The sequence below is a fragment of the Paenibacillus filicis genome, assembly GCF_038070315.1.
GTDB classification, from domain to species: domain Bacteria; phylum Bacillota; class Bacilli; order Paenibacillales; family NBRC-103111; genus Paenibacillus_G; species Paenibacillus_G filicis.
In genome coordinates, this window is record NZ_JBBPCC010000039.1 from 19,174 (window position 1) to 34,142 (window position 14,969).

22 protein-coding genes are annotated in these 14,969 nt (G+C 34.4%); 2 read left to right on the top strand and 20 right to left on the bottom strand.

Going from position 1 to position 14,969, the window contains the following annotated elements; all coding sequences use genetic code 11:
- Positions 1-138: 138 nt before the first annotated feature.
- From WMW72_RS34295 to WMW72_RS34360, 15 genes are all read right to left on the bottom strand, one after another.
- Positions 139-627, bottom strand: coding sequence for a hypothetical protein (locus WMW72_RS34295; protein ID WP_341420092.1), 489 nt, complete (start codon positions 625-627; stop codon positions 139-141).
- Between the two features lie 75 nt (positions 628-702).
- Positions 703-822, bottom strand: a complete 120-nt coding sequence (locus WMW72_RS34300) for an AgrD family cyclic lactone autoinducer peptide (RefSeq protein WP_341420093.1) — start codon at positions 820-822, stop codon at positions 703-705.
- A 31-nt stretch (positions 823-853) separates the two neighbouring features.
- Entirely contained in the window at positions 854-1,519 is a 666-nt protein-coding gene (locus WMW72_RS34305) for a hypothetical protein (RefSeq protein WP_341420094.1), read from the bottom strand.
- Entirely contained in the window at positions 1,509-2,051 is a 543-nt protein-coding gene (locus tag WMW72_RS35750; protein WP_423227640.1) for an accessory gene regulator B family protein, read from the bottom strand. Before WMW72_RS35750 ends, WMW72_RS34305 begins: the two co-directional genes overlap by 11 nt.
- A gap of 157 nt (positions 2,052-2,208) precedes the next feature.
- The gene (locus WMW72_RS34310) at positions 2,209-3,180 is read right to left on the bottom strand and encodes a phage lytic cycle repressor MrpR family protein (RefSeq protein WP_341420095.1); all 972 of its coding nucleotides are present in this window, start codon (positions 3,178-3,180) and stop codon (positions 2,209-2,211) included.
- A gap of 27 nt (positions 3,181-3,207) precedes the next feature.
- Complete coding sequence (locus WMW72_RS34315) at positions 3,208-4,557, bottom strand: DNA sulfur modification protein DndB (RefSeq protein WP_341420096.1); 1,350 nt, start codon at positions 4,555-4,557, stop codon at positions 3,208-3,210.
- Positions 4,558-4,693: 136 nt separating this feature from the next.
- Positions 4,694-5,188, bottom strand: coding sequence for a DUF2199 domain-containing protein (locus WMW72_RS34320; protein ID WP_341420097.1), 495 nt, complete (start codon positions 5,186-5,188; stop codon positions 4,694-4,696).
- A gap of 109 nt (positions 5,189-5,297) precedes the next feature.
- The gene (locus tag WMW72_RS34325; RefSeq protein ID WP_341420098.1) at positions 5,298-5,636 is read right to left on the bottom strand and encodes a hypothetical protein; all 339 of its coding nucleotides are present in this window, start codon (positions 5,634-5,636) and stop codon (positions 5,298-5,300) included.
- 31 nt (positions 5,637-5,667) lie between these two features.
- Positions 5,668-5,859, bottom strand: a complete 192-nt coding sequence (locus WMW72_RS34330; protein ID WP_341420099.1) for a hypothetical protein — start codon at positions 5,857-5,859, stop codon at positions 5,668-5,670.
- A 445-nt stretch (positions 5,860-6,304) separates the two neighbouring features.
- Entirely contained in the window at positions 6,305-6,811 is a 507-nt protein-coding gene (locus WMW72_RS34335) for a hypothetical protein (RefSeq protein ID WP_341420100.1), read from the bottom strand.
- Between the two features lie 72 nt (positions 6,812-6,883).
- A complete protein-coding gene (locus WMW72_RS34340) occupies positions 6,884-7,294 on the bottom strand; it encodes an SMI1/KNR4 family protein (RefSeq protein WP_341420101.1) in 411 nt (136 codons plus the stop codon).
- 57 nt (positions 7,295-7,351) lie between these two features.
- Positions 7,352-7,738 carry a hypothetical protein gene (locus tag WMW72_RS34345; RefSeq protein WP_341420102.1) on the bottom strand — a complete coding sequence of 129 codons (387 nt, stop codon included), beginning with the start codon at positions 7,736-7,738 and terminating at the stop codon, positions 7,352-7,354.
- Between the two features lie 14 nt (positions 7,739-7,752).
- A complete protein-coding gene (locus tag WMW72_RS34350) occupies positions 7,753-8,019 on the bottom strand; it encodes a hypothetical protein (RefSeq protein WP_341420103.1) in 267 nt (88 codons plus the stop codon).
- 70 nt (positions 8,020-8,089) lie between these two features.
- On the bottom strand, positions 8,090-8,641 hold the full coding sequence (locus WMW72_RS34355; RefSeq protein WP_341420104.1) for a hypothetical protein: 552 nt from the start codon (positions 8,639-8,641) through the stop codon (positions 8,090-8,092).
- A gap of 463 nt (positions 8,642-9,104) precedes the next feature.
- Positions 9,105-9,542: a LexA family protein gene (locus tag WMW72_RS34360; RefSeq protein ID WP_341420114.1), complete on the bottom strand. Its 438-nt coding sequence runs from the start codon at positions 9,540-9,542 to the stop codon at positions 9,105-9,107.
- Positions 9,543-9,646: 104 nt separating this feature from the next.
- Here WMW72_RS34360 and WMW72_RS34365 point away from each other — a divergent pair, with 104 nt between their 5' ends.
- Entirely contained in the window at positions 9,647-9,910 is a 264-nt protein-coding gene (locus WMW72_RS34365; RefSeq protein ID WP_341420105.1) for a helix-turn-helix domain-containing protein, read from the top strand.
- 24 nt (positions 9,911-9,934) lie between these two features.
- Here WMW72_RS34365 and WMW72_RS34370 read toward each other — a convergent pair whose 3' ends face one another.
- The 5 genes from WMW72_RS34370 to WMW72_RS34390 all read right to left on the bottom strand — a co-directional run bounded on the left by WMW72_RS34370 (position 9,935) and on the right by WMW72_RS34390 (position 14,521).
- Positions 9,935-10,399 carry a hypothetical protein gene (locus WMW72_RS34370; RefSeq protein ID WP_341420106.1) on the bottom strand — a complete coding sequence of 155 codons (465 nt, stop codon included), beginning with the start codon at positions 10,397-10,399 and terminating at the stop codon, positions 9,935-9,937.
- Between the two features lie 787 nt (positions 10,400-11,186).
- Entirely contained in the window at positions 11,187-11,396 is a 210-nt protein-coding gene (locus WMW72_RS34375; protein WP_341420107.1) for a hypothetical protein, read from the bottom strand.
- A gap of 76 nt (positions 11,397-11,472) precedes the next feature.
- The gene (locus WMW72_RS34380; protein ID WP_341420108.1) at positions 11,473-12,087 is read right to left on the bottom strand and encodes an RNA ligase family protein; all 615 of its coding nucleotides are present in this window, start codon (positions 12,085-12,087) and stop codon (positions 11,473-11,475) included.
- An 83-nt stretch (positions 12,088-12,170) separates the two neighbouring features.
- Positions 12,171-14,210: a YfaP family protein gene (locus WMW72_RS34385; RefSeq protein WP_341420109.1), complete on the bottom strand. Its 2,040-nt coding sequence runs from the start codon at positions 14,208-14,210 to the stop codon at positions 12,171-12,173.
- 95 nt (positions 14,211-14,305) lie between these two features.
- Positions 14,306-14,521, bottom strand: coding sequence for a hypothetical protein (locus WMW72_RS34390; protein ID WP_341420110.1), 216 nt, complete (start codon positions 14,519-14,521; stop codon positions 14,306-14,308).
- A 74-nt stretch (positions 14,522-14,595) separates the two neighbouring features.
- Here WMW72_RS34390 and WMW72_RS34395 point away from each other — a divergent pair, with 74 nt between their 5' ends.
- Positions 14,596-14,793: a hypothetical protein gene (locus WMW72_RS34395; RefSeq protein WP_341420111.1), complete on the top strand. Its 198-nt coding sequence runs from the start codon at positions 14,596-14,598 to the stop codon at positions 14,791-14,793.
- Positions 14,794-14,969: the final 176 nt, after the last annotated feature.

A 14,969-nucleotide genomic window follows, 5' to 3' on the forward strand; every position in this document is an offset into this window, starting at 1 on the left:
CACTCTATTTTTGCAGATTTGCACAAAAAAATAGTTTACAATAAGTCCAAATTATGTATATTTGTCGATGAATGTCGAATTATATTCTTTTTGGACAAAAAAATAATCGAACCGAGACACGGGTCGATCAAGCAATATTCATACTTTTTTTGTATTAAGAGGGGCATATTGATAATTGAGAGGACTGTACAAATCATTTTCCTGTCCAACCTGCTTTATGACATAAGGAATTAACTTGAGTTGAATCTGTACACTATGAAGAGCATCAAGATCAAAGAATAAAGTGCCATTGTGACTATGATATTTTTTGATGTTACTCATGTTAACGACCAGGGTCTTTCCTAGCGAGGCAAAATCTTCGACTCCTTCAATATTTTCGAGTATCTCTTCCTTCGTAATAAATGTCCCATACCTGGATGTAACTATTCGCTGTCTTTTCGCTCTATCTATAGTGACATAAAAAACATCATTATGTTCAATCACAATAAAATTACTTTCTAAATCAATAAATTGTATGGATGTCTTGAGACTGTCTTCAAAATTTTTCAACAATTGCTTTACTACTTCACTATCTGCTGTTTGAAGTTCTGAGCTTACCCTATGTTTAATCCAATCGATCAACTTCAAATAAAACAGTCCTTTCTATTTAGTTATACAAAGGGATGTATTCGACAACATCCCTGTCACATAACTAAAATATTCTTATTCTTTTGGAGCTTCTGGTTCAAACCAAATACCAAAACATGCTGGTTGAACTACAGCAAGAACAAAAGCAAAAGTTGCAACAAGTGGCATTGCCATAAAAGAAACGATTTTTTTCATTAGCTCACCTCCCTTCGTATTGCGAAAATTTTTATCTCAACATTTCTTCCCTATCCCTCTTCATTGATAGAAAAATAAGAAGAAAAAACGCTGACGTATTGATTACAAGAACTAAATAAAACATTCTAATTGTTTCTTGATAGTACAGATTTGGGTAGGTTATTAAAACAATGAATACTGAGATAATTGCAACGATTACATAAGGTTTGCTGCTGCTTTTCCTGCCTGTATTAACTCTATCTGAAAAATCAAAATCAAATCCATCATTAGTCCTCTTGAGAAATATTGAAATAATCACCACAATAATAAATGTTATCACCTGAGCAATGTAACCTTTAACTGTAAAAGGTTGCATGTCTTCCGGACCCATAAGACCATACGATAGAAATAGTAGCCCAAGAAAAGCCTGAATTAGTAAAAACAAAACATATCCTACTATTGTGATCCATATTGAATATTTTGTTTTTTCTCCAAATACAAATCTCACGATTCCAATCATTACAGGAACTAGAAAAAAAATAGCGTATTGATGAATGAAATTAGATAGTAGTGTGGATAAAACAGTGGAAATAATGACAGATCCAATGATTCTTACCATGTTACTCCTGATATTAATCCTGAACACACTCAGAATTAGTAAAAGAATTGAAGCTGCATCAAACAAAGAAAATACAAATGATACCACTTCACGAACCACCACTATAGTTCACCCTCATTTTTGTTATATCTAGCAGAGATAAAGCTTGAATGAAAAAAGCAGTTGTGACAACAGGTGATATTAGAACAAAATAATTAAATGCTATAAAAAGGAGAGCAATTGATTTGAACGTCCAATACTTTTTTGAAAAACGTGTTATTGACTTAGATAATGGAGCAAAGTACAGAATAATTACAGCAGTGATTACATTAAGAAAACTTAAGTCAATGTTGTAGAGCTCAATTAAGGGTATTAAGATAAGAACCAATGTTGAAAAAATAAAACAATGAAAATCATTTTTAAAATGCCATGCCCCACCAGATACAAGTCTTAATGCAACAAAGCATATGAAGCAAAGGATAACTGATGTTGTGTTTCCAATGAAGAAAGAGATTACTAGAAGAAATAGTAACACAAACAAAAAATTCAATAATACATGTAAAGTATATTGGGTTCTAGCGAAACTTAAGTTGTATTTATTGTTGTCAGTGTATATGTATTTTGCTATTCCAGTTGCTAATTTCCCAATCAATATATCCCATCACCTCCCATATATCTTAAATAAAGCATATCACTGTAAAATGATTTCAACAAGAACAATATCAATTTCATATAAGTAATATATCATTTTTTTGTTTTTATAAGTCAACATTTTCGAATGCAAAAAAAGAAAAAACCTAGAAAAATATCTAGGTTAGTTGGTACAGCTCTTTAATTGTTTCTACATTTAGAAATTCATTTTTAATCCGCGTTAAACTCTGATCTAGATTAAAATTGAACCTCTCGGCAATAAGTGCATATTCCTCTTTATCAAGTTGTCCACGTTCCTGGTAAAGCTCCTTTGCCCTAAACAGCATACCACTATAGGCAATGTTACGCGGTTGAAACTGTGGTTCATTAAGCTCATTTGCAATCTTAGTAAGTCTACGATAAACAACGTTCTTCTCACTCTCGTAAATGTGCTTCGTATTCGTTTTGGCACTTCTGACTACATAATCATTCTCAATCAAATTGGCCTGGTCCGCGCGATTATCAGGGCTTGTGTTACCATTCATCTTTTCGTAAGTATCTTCTCTTAAAGCTTGCTCACAAAGTTTGATACATTTATCACTAACAACAATTGAGCGTTTATTTCCATTCTCATCTGACAAATGGAGCGTATTATTAAATGCATCAACGTGGGGTTTGGCGAGTCCTAGGATCTCGCTATGGCCTTCTCCCCACACACCCTCATACAGTAAGCTAATAATAACCGCATCTTGAGCATTCGCACATTTATCAATGATCTGATTAATCTCTTTATCTGTCCAGTACTTTTTTAGGGTTTTATTAACAAATTGACTAGCCCAATCTTTTGGCACTAGATCTAAAGGGTTAAGTCCATTAACATGACCCTCTTCAATAGCCCAATCTATATATTTACTAATCCAGGAAACATTATGTTTGCTGCTGTTTTCCGTTGTTGGAGCATATAGAAACATTAATCTACGCAGTTCTTCTCTGGTAAAATCATAAACATCTTTTTCCAGGTCACTTTCAATTGCATTAGAAATTTTAAACATTCTTGCAATTAGTTTTTGGGTTCCAGCCCCATACTGTTCAATAAACTCTTTCTTGACTTCTTCATTAAAATATTTGTCTTCATATATAACATTAGACATAACTAAATCTCATCTCCTTTAACAGCATTAAGATAATATCTCGCTAGTCTTGTCTTCGAAGAACTTACGGATACTTTTCTTAACCTGGTTAGAATTAACCTTGCCTTGTGTGGTCATCAATTCGTTGAATTCAGACCCCTCTTTGGAAAGATTAATATTATCAATAATACGAACAATCTCATTTGTTGGATAGTCAAAACCGAACTTATCATACAAAGCTTTTGCGATAACGACAAATCCAACAAAAGTATTGTGATGGTTTAACCATGAATCCTTAGAAAACTCTTTTTGAGTTTTACTATTGAATGCTTGGTCATACGCAGGAATCAGATATCCAAAGAACTTTTTCAACACTTCTGTTGCATCGTATCTTTCTTTAGTGTTCTGTGGATCAAAGATAGAATCAATTGCTTCGGAAAGAATTGCGAAGTTCGTAAGATAGCTTAATTTTTTATCCAAAGTCGTTTTAATGGATATTCTGCTTCTCAATTCAGGTATGTTCATAAGATCTTTAGCAATTTGCGCACCATGGCTCTCTGCCATGTAATTCTTAATTAGAGTCTTGTCAAATCTATTAACGGTATTAACTTGCCCCAACATAAATTGAGCTTCCTGCAGAGGGTAGTGCTTGATGGCCACATTGATAAAGCCAACATAGTCAGGCTCTTCTTCTAGCACACTCAGGATCGCCTGGACACGATGCATTCCATCAATCAAGTTAACTGAGGTTCCCTCGTGGATAGTAAGCTCTCCGTTGTCATAGTCAATATTGTCATTACCATTTACCAGGATGTTAAACAATAACGTATCAGCCTTATATTTTCTTTCAAGCATTAAGCGCGTTATATTCTTCACGCTTTTAATGTTAACATCTGCTTTTTCAGTAAGCTTACCTTTAGCAGTTACTTTCTTTTTACTGAGACGTTGAGTTTGGTAGTTATAAGTAAGCAATTTGTTATTCCAAATATCTGCAACTTCCTTGTATGTCATGATTGTCACAAATTCCTTGCCATCTGGTGTACCAAGGACAGTATTCTCGAAAGTATAAGGATAGCTAAACGTGGACTCAGCAGCTCTCTTATATTTTTTTGTTTTATTAATGTCTTTCTCACTGAAAAAGTGAGTTGGTCTAATTCTTTCATCATTTGTTACTTGATATACTGTAACAAGCAAAAACACCAGTTCATCTTTTTCTAATGTATTAATTTTATCAGGGTTCACTAATAATTCCGCAAAAGTCCCTCTTGGAATGTTCTTTTCAACTAATCTATCTTCGATCTCTCTTTGTTGTTCTTTATCTTTATTAATTTCATTAAAAACAAGCGCTACAGATTCATTCAAGTCGATCTCTACATTTTCCGCATTTGCAATACTCATAATTTACACTCCTTATACATTAATTTGCTATTACTCAGTATACACGATAGAAACAAAAAAATACATATCCCCATAGTCTTATAACTACGCGTTTATGCATCTTTTCATTGCTGCCCCTCCAAATAAAAGTCAGTTTTCATTGGCTATTGTGATGATTTATTAAATGAGCAATCTCTGTTACTCTCACCATTGTAATTCCTTCTCTTTGTTCAACTGCAAGTGGATGATCAGTCTGTTCTAGTTCTATTAACGGAACGGCGCCAACTTCTTGTGTATGTACCATTGTTTTTAATGACAGTGTAGATATTGGATATATAGAAAGTTCAGTCGACAACCAACCAAAATATGGTTGTTCATTTTCTCTTCCTTGTACATTCAATAATTCATTGGATTTCAAAAAATTTTCACCACTAAGTGAAGCCCAAACACTCCATATAAATTTTTCACTACTATCAATTATTGGTATTTCAATGTGTCCCCTAATATAAAAAAACTGTTCATCAATTACGCAAAAATCTCTAATTAACTCTGTTCTTTTCTCTTCTGGTACCTTGTAAAAATAGTCTGGTGCTTCAATTCCGTAACATAAAGGGACTTCACTTAATTCCTTGTTGCAATGAGGGCATTTCATAGTCTCTACTCCTTTTAATATACCATCAATTTCCTTTGAATAGCCTATATATCTAATGAGTCAATGAGCACCTCATAGAATTCAGGTTTTATATGAGAAAAATTCAGAATTACCTAACAAGCAGCCACTGCTCATTACTATCGTCATAAACAAAGGAATAAACATCTATTGGGGCATGTTCAAGGTTAATAAATCTAGCTGACATGTTTTGTCGCCCAGCCTCTTTGGCCAATTTCAGCATAAAAAAATTGATAAATTTAATATTCGAACAACCGAAGATATAGTCTACTCCTTGTTTCAAATCGAGGTTGTTACTTAACTCAGTCAGATCATCGAAGTTAACCACCAACGGGACTTCGAAGGTGATATACGATTCATAACCAGACAAGAGGCCTGCTTGTTCTTCATTTAATCCTACACCATCATCAACAAAAACATGTGCTTTCAATGTATACCTCCATTACCCATTCCTTAGAAGTTTAAGTACTTAATCTACTTACCTGTAGATTTAAGTCCATTACTTCCTGTCTTATTTTTTCAAGTTTATTGTACTTTTCTTCGAAGTTTGGGTCAGTGAGTTCTAACGAAAATGCATCCTCTTCTGCTTGCTTTAATTCCTGGTCTTTCTGCTTAATAATCTTCAATAAAAAATCCACATTTGGTTTGGCCACAGTAAATTTCTCCTTTAAATAAAACTAGAATTCTATTTGATGTTATGTCCTTCTAGTGATAATTCCTTAATTAAAAAGTCTCCTTGAACAATACGCACTTGTTTCTTCTCCTGATTAAACTCCCAACCATTCCGTATTGCATACTGGATTAATTTTGAGCAGGTGCTCGGCAAGTTTAAGTTAAAGTGCCAACACCCTTTCCAAGAGAAGCAAACTTCAAAAAAAGTTGTTTTAGTATTGAAGGGATATGCTCGAAAAGAAACAAACAAATTTTTAAAATATTCGTCAATCACACATTTGAATTGAAAACCATCCACTATTACTTTCTTGGTACGCTTTCTCAATGGCTTCAGATAAGTTCCCCCTATGAAACCAAACCAATCTTTTAAGGCATATTTGATTTATTGAATTTTCGGAGTCTTTTGTAATCATTCGCTGGTGGTATTCAGGATAGATTTTCTTCTAACTCATCGAAAACAGTATGCTGATCATAATAATCTTTTAGTTCAGAGTAGTCATATGACAAATCATCAGTCCAAGATACTAAAAACAACTTATTGATATTTCTTGTTTCAAACAAGTCATTAAGTATCTCGATCCGCTGCTTACTTTTAACCACATTGTCGAGAGGATACAAGATAGCAAAGTCATACTCCATTCCAGTGTTATTCCAGCTCGTATTTTTGATACTGTCGAAATATAGAGTATGTATCCCAAGTTCATAGCCTATTCCTGTTTTATAAACCTCATAGTGTTCATCGAAAAACGACCCGATGTTTTGCATATAATTTGCACGGAATAGAACTTTCGACCTTTCTGATATATATTCTTTTAAAACGTGCATAATCAACCTATGTTTTTCATATTGATGAGTGCCAGTAAGAAGCAGTGACCTTTTGTCAGATTGCAAGAAGTCCAAAATACTATTAACTACTTCGTCTCTTGTGTTCAACTATATTCATCTCCTTAGCTGTTTTCATTCACTGTCAATTCAGTTCATGAAATCTCCGTTTTATCAGTTACTTTAATCTTCAAATATAGAGTGCGCAAATTCTTCAAATGTGTCTTCATCACGATAATTAATTGACAAATTGTCATCATGCCATATCTCAACAATACTCCAATTATCCGTTACTAAAAATCCAACTCCATCTCCAGCAGAATTGTCACCGAACAATAAAACATCTTTTAATTCCGGATGAGAGTCCTCGTCATAAAGATGGCCTAAAATTTCGTCTACTTCAATTAATCCACTATAAAAATTAAAGTAATTATTGTTAACAGTTCCATAGCCAACTTCTCTCAAAAAATCTATGTAATCTTCAGGGATATCTTTCACCTCAAGCTCTCTTTTTATTTCATCTTCAGTTAAAGCCTCGAAGTTATGCTTAGAGGAATTATTTTTGATTATATTAATAATAATTTCGTATCTCATATGATGACTCCAGCTCCCATAGATTCAGTTTTTATTGGAGAACATTATTTAACTAAATTAGCCCATGAACATGGTTGAATTTATTGATATGTCCATAACATGATCATCTAATCCCACAAACTTGAAAACAATTACACAAAAATCACACGCATATGATAAAAATGTAAACTGTTCAATAGTGTTAAGCTCACCTTCACCAAATACTTCTTCTACATCATCTATAAATACCAACTCATCATAGCGTATTCCAATTCTGTAAATGTAATCATCAACAATTTCAAGTTCTAGATTATTAAATAAATATATAGGATATCCAGTATCATCTATTATCTTAATTCCTTCAAAACTGGATTCATCAAATACACTTCCTATGGAAACCCCTTCAAATGTCCCATCAGACAGTACATCTTTAATTTTATTTAAAAACTCATACTTTTTCTCCACTTTATCCTCCGCTATCAAATAAAATTTTCATTTCTACCTAGGTAACCCTTTAATTCCTCTGGATAGTCAATTTCAGGTGTAATTAGATTATGTTTAAAAAGTACTTTTCTAACATCGTCAACATAGCTAACAACTATATCTTCTTGTTTACTATCAGATAATTCTGCTATATCTTTGAAATAATTAATTTCAAATCCCATTTGTTTAAATCCATCATAGGCTGCATAAAAATTGTGGTTTGCAATTTCGTTGTCAAAATTTTTTCTTATATATATCTTCATTTTAAGTACCCGCGTTCAAAGTTAATTCTGACGGAATCAGATTTTATGGCATTCATTCGATTTCTATAAGTTATTCCTCAAAATGTCTATATCGAACGGAAAACTCCTTAATAATATCAAGAAAACTTTTACTTAATTCACTTAAATGATACTCACCGCCATTAAGTTCTAAACGTAATTCTAGACCCTTACAATAAATTATTCTTATACCCTCACTTTCCAAATCGATATATGTAATTATGGAATTTAATTCCTTACTAAGTGTTATAAACCATCTAGAAATCGAAACTGAATCTTTAAATAGCAGACTCATATCAGTAGTAGCAGCAGTAAATGACACTTCAATTTCTTTGTTAGTTCCCTCTAGTTCCCTTACAGATATATAAATACAACCAATCCTTGCTTTTCCATCCGGCTCTATATATTCTTCGACTCTAGTTTTGTCATAGTGTGGAGTCCAGTCGTAGCCTCCCTCAAGGTATTTTAAAATGAATGAATCCATCTCAAAATGGATACACGCACAATCTCCGTAACTTAAAGTACCATGTTTTTTTATGTATTCGAACAATTTGTCCCTATAGTGATCATGAATCACTGTAACAAAGCTATAATCAAGCCCCATAGATAAATCCTCCAATTTCAACATTCATTCGAATAAAATCTGAATTTTATTTACTTGTTTTATCCTTTATTAGAGAACCTACATTAACTCTGGTCACCTGACAAAAATCCTATTTACTAAAACATACCATTTTATATATGTTGAGTCAATTATATTCGATACTAATTATTGATAAGTTACATATTTTATTTATTTGATAGAAGGTGAAACTCACCTTTGCCTCTCATTTGACTAATACGCTGCTGCACTCTGGTCAAGTCAATCCCCAAGCAATTTTCTTTCTCTGGGTGAGTGATTAAATCCATCGGCTATAGATAGTGTCATATCTAAATCAAAAAAGGAAAATTGAGCATAAAAACATACGCCCCTTTTCCCAGGGGATCTCTGCTGGTTTAAACTTTATTAACATCCATTGGCACGAGTTGCGCTTCAACATAGTCATAATAAACATCAACTTTGGCCACTACACATCAAACGTCACGGACACAACTTGGCCTTGTACCATCACTTCTCCCACTGATAGCACTCTTGGTGGTACTGTCTTATTTGAAGCCTGGAGGATGACACTGGAGCCGTCATAAAACACTCGCTTCAGGGTAGCCTCATCTCCATTGACAATCACTACACCAATCTTCCCGTTCTCGACAAAGGTCTGCTTCCTCACGAGGACATGCATTCCCTCCCTGATTCCCTCGTCGATCATGGAATCACCTTTAATGATTAGATAAAAGTACTCTCCATTTGCAACGTCTTTTTTTGCTGCAACTTTGTATCCAAGAATGTTTTGCTCTGCCATGTAATCATATCCTGCCTTTATTGTTCCATAAATCGGGATTTGAACAATTTCTAATTCCCTTTCATTCTCAGCTCTGTTGGAAAATAATAAGTTGAGCGGCCTTATTACATCATCTGATTTACTTTTATTGCTCTATTCTTATAAAGATAAGATTTATCTTTTAAAGTTATAATGTAGGCATCATCTTCTAGAGGCAGATAGGGGATTAAATGCCTACACGTAGAGTTATTAAGTCAAATTTAAAAGAGTTATTAATTAAACATAAAATGGATCAAAAGACGCTGCATCAGAAATTCAATGTACGCGAGGCAACCATTGGCGAGACGGTGAAGGATGAGAATAAAACCTTTACCAGGGAAAACTTGAATGGTATTATCCAAGCCTTAGATACTATGGATATCAAAATACATAATCCAGTTATCCAGTGGCAGCCAACCAAAAAAAGACCCTCAATGGGGTCTTTTTGTATGTAATGAAATGCGGATTTTAATGGTTAACTACCTAGAAAGCATCTCCCTTTTAAAGTCTTCATACATGTGTAATGCCTCTTTTAATATCCCTCTTAATTCATCGTAATTTCGAAATATTGGTAGAAAAATTTTGTCATCTTCAAAATTTCCATCCAGTTGACTTTTTATTATACACCAAGGACCAAGAGATCTTTGAATCAATTCATCCTTCCATACCGCCCAAATCAACTCTACAGATCCATATTTTAGGGATACATTAAATTGGAATTTGTATCGAGGAAATTTATCTACAATTTTAAAGAAACTCTCTTTTTTGTTAAATGAAGCATTGTAACCTAGTTCACTAAATATTGCTAATGCTTCATTCTTCCCATATTTTTCAAACCTTCCATTTGGATCAGCTCTATACTTTGAAGATAGACCTCTGTGTCGCTCAATAAAGTCTATTGCTTCCAGTGATGCCCTTAGTTCTGGCGTTAACTGTTCCATCATTGCACCTCCAGAATAGAATTATTTAACCCACATCATAGTCTGAACAAAACTCCTAGCTTCTCAACTTATTTATCAGCCGAATATTGCCACCCAAATTTGCTTTAAAACATGTGGATTATACTCTTGGGGATACAATGCTATTGTGAATATTAAAGTCAACAGTACTCCACCAGAAAGATAACCACTCCGATTCAATTGTCTTGTTCTTAATAAACTAATAATCAATATTGCACTGTTTAGAAGAAAGATAAACGGTAAATAGACAATTCTACCAAGTCCAGTATAGGGAAAAAACGTGATTAGTAGTGTAATTAATAATATTGAAGGTAATAATGCAAATAAATACTTATCCAAAGCAGTAACATTTAATATACTATCCTTATTCCATTTTGGTAATATCCTAAGGAAGATATTGTTGCAATCGAGACAAAAATACAAATTGGGAAGTATTAAAGGGAATAGAGCAATTAATGAGTCGTCATTAACCCTACCGATAAAAAATAAAAAAGTTAAAAATGTATACGCAGATAACAATAATCTAGTGAAAATAGAAGTTGTTTGTTTTACTTTGTCGCTGTTGCAAGTTGGACAAGTCCTCATGCCACCTCTCCAGCCCTTTCCGGACGACTATGCGTTACATTACATATCCAAATTTAATTAATAAATCCAGTTTTTCCTTTAATGCTACATTAATTTTGAAATATTTACAATATCGTATACAAATGAAATTTAGAAGTGTTGTTGCGACAGTTACTCCAGACCAAATGAAATGAAATACGAATTTTATCTATTTATTTTTAATGTCTCTCAAACACTCCTGAAGCTCATGGATTCTGGCATTAACTTGCTTCATTTCCTCTTTCAATTGTCTGGGAACTTCCTTTTCGTCCTCGACTGCATTGTTAGCCCAAGACATCAAACTAGATGCATTCCCCATATGTGAAAGGGCTTGAAATATAAAGTCGTTTTCTTTGCCGATACTAATAAAGTTAGTCATGGTTTTGGTTGTTTTGTATTAATCATTCTAATAAATTCCTCCTAAGTTTCTTATGAAAGACGAGTTTGATTGGAAATTATCTATGCTTATATTCTGTTGAAAACATATCTTTTCGAAGTTTTGCCATTTTGCCATTATGTCTATTTAAGAACACGACTCCTTCGGCCTCTACGCTGGGATTTAGAATCGAACGTAGGTTCAAGATCCATTCTTTCCAACTATCAAAACCATCTGTAGTAGGATAATCTTTATAGGCACTAACTCCATCTTTATGTGGCTCAAACGTAAACCATAAGTTCTTGTCTAAACCATATTTATTGCCTTGAATGTTCAAACCAATTGCTTCTCCATAATACTCCCCATCTTTGAATTTCTTTGATCTCTTAGAAACGCGATTTATCACGGCTTCATTAATGTACTTATATTGTGGGTCATTTAACTCTGTTTTCACATAACCTTTATGTTTTTGGTTTCTTGCATAGATTTCTAACCTCAACCCATCAACTACAATTTTCACGTTGGTACCATCAATCTTCTCCAGAACAATGGCTTCTGAAGGATCAAAGCACCATTCCCATCCGACTGCTATTTCGGGAATGCAAAGTCCTTTATCCATATCTCGAATAAATGGTGGAAACATCTTTTCAAACTCTTGATACTTTGTAATAAGTTCAATGTTATCTCTATTCATTTTATATCTCCTTTATTATTTGAATTAGAATCAAACGCAAATTTTATGGGGAATGATGAACATTCCCCATGTCTCAATAAAAATTAGTCCCAACGATCAATCTTGATCAATCGTGTTGAATTATTTGAAGTTACTTTAACGAATAAGTTCCAATCACTATCCTTTGAATAGCCAACCCCACATGCTGACGCACTCTCAATCTCATCAATAGGGGCATTTGCCGTATATGCCTCTAATGTCTTTCTGATTTCTCGCAAATCAGATTTCAGCATTTCATTAAAGAATCCTCTTCCCTTGCCTTGAGACAAATCCTTACATTCATCCAGCAAAAAGAAAATATGATGGCCTGAATGAGCTACTTTTACTTCACCCCAATGATTAGGAGAATCTGTGACCCCCTTAACCTTTACAAATCCATTCACGGGTACATTCCACGATCCATCAGAAGAGTATTGATTTACATTAACAATATTAGGCCGCTGTCCCCTCTTATAATCGAACTTAAACACATCAAGTTTGTAACCTGTTCCACTAGCAAGCCCATTAAACACAAAAACCTCTCCATTAATTTCTAACTCTACCTTATACGGAGTTGTTCCATCTCCTCGTTCGCAATAATTGTGCACATAAAAATGATAATGCCCATTTACAGCAGAACCTTCGCTCCATCTTATATTTTCAACTGGATATTGTGTCGTAGCTCTACCACCATTTGCGTCTACATCTAACCATCCACTACAGTTGCTTTGTTTTTGACCATAAAATATATGCTCACCTCGTGGAGTTATACAATGCAAGTCAAGATCAGTGTATCCTTCCCAAATAAGAGAACATCGAATTTCATTGCCCTCATATTTACCACCTGCACTTTCAACCCTGCGCTTAATTTCACCATCAATTCCACCGTGATAGTACCAACTAAAAGTATTATCCCATTGCAGAATGTTTGGTGCGTCTGTGTCGGAAGCAGTAACCAGAGCCATCAGTCTGTTCGGTTTATCTACCATAACTTCGATACTTTCCGCTGTGGGTATTACTGTGCGTCGGAACTTGTCAAATGTCATTACTGTGCTAGGCAAATTCATAACATTATTAGGAGTAGTTAACTTCTCTTTGGGAGTAATTCCACTAAATACGCCACCAACTTTCTTAACAGCCTCTTTGACAGTTTCTTTTTCCTTCCAGATGAATTGAGGAATTTCATCAAATCGTGCATATCTACGCTTTAAGGATTTAGCGATACCGAGCTTTTCAACGATCTTTTCGGCTTGCTGAATGTTGCCTTGAGAGGGTGAAGATTGCGATCTCATGTAGTTAGATGGATTCATTTTCTCTGCGAATCTACGAGAAATTACATCTACAGAGTATCCTTCAGAAATGTCGTCAAGCAATGTTCCGATCATACTGCTCTTGATGTGACAAAATCCAGATGGTGCAGTTGCGACAGCCAGCCAGGTGATGTTATCTCGAGTAAGACTGTTTTGTGTGTCTCGATGTTTGCTATGTAACCCTTGAAGAAATTTAGCAATGCCAATACATATATCAGAACGATAAAGAGACTCGGATTCCAATAAAGTCACTGCTTGATTTACTATGTCCAAAGGAAATTCCCCAAGTCCAGCATTCAAGATTCTAAAATCTTCTTTTTTCTCAGCCATTTCTTGTCCTGCAGTTTTCAGTCTAGAACGGTAAACTTTTTCTTCCGGTAGACTTACAGACATATGATTCCATCCACCTGAGTTTGGTTGCCCAAGTGTTCTCTCACTTGAAAAGAATACTCCTGTGACTTTTGAATTAAGAACAATTCCCTTCATTGCTTTTACAGACTCGACAAAGAACGTAGGAGTTCTATCTTCATCCCATAGAACAGAACTGATTTCACCATCTTCTGAAATAGATACTAGTCCACCGAAACGACTCACGAAATGTCGGCAGCAGCTACAAGTGTAATGTTGTCGTGCTTCTTGTGGTAAATTATTCAGGAACACTTCAAAAAGATCTTCCACACCAGTTGTGAATAATGGTTTGCTACCAAAATTTGAAAATACATTTTTAATTGCTTCACTGAAATGTGGGTATTGATCGTTGCTGTTGTCGTAAGTATTGTTTATATGCGATGTCATAATAAATGGCTCCTTAATTTATTTTGATAGTAATAACTTATAATAAATTGGAATTAAACACAATTTTTTGTTTTAATTGGATTTCATTATTTTCTTTATGCCCCAACTCCTGAATATAACTTTTCTTTGATTTCTCTTTTCGCTCTTTCAATCGTCAGCTCACGAATGTTTCGTATATAAAAATCAAATGCGAAACCATTTAATTCATCCACTTCAACTTTTGTGTTTGTGTCATTATCGGTAATTACAGTATTCCAGCCTTTTGCTATTGGTATGAACTTGAAAGTCAGATCCAGCCAGGACTTATCCATTTCATTTAAAACGGTTTCAACTTCTGTATCTGTTATGTATAATTTATTTTGTTTTGTAATTTTAGCTAGAGAACGTGAATTTAGCGTTAAGACGCATTAAGGAACAAATAGATGGAATGCAAGCTACCTTGTATAATAGAGCAACTGAAGTCGATTATATTGCACAGAAAGTTGATTTGTTGATGAAACCAGAGCATAAATTAGCTGAGGATTATGATAACCTGGTACAGATCCTTTCAAGGGCAAGAGAACTTATGGCGAAAACAAGTTAACCCTGACTTATAACAGTCAGGGCTTTTTCAATGAAATCTATATTTGATTGAGACTGTCAATTAAAAAGTGTAACCTTTGAAAGCAGAATCTAGCAAACAGCGAGCCGCAGCTTGACCCGGAGCCTCTGGCGGGCCCGATGCACCCGCGATGGGCGAAGGAGGCTGTGGGCCTTTTT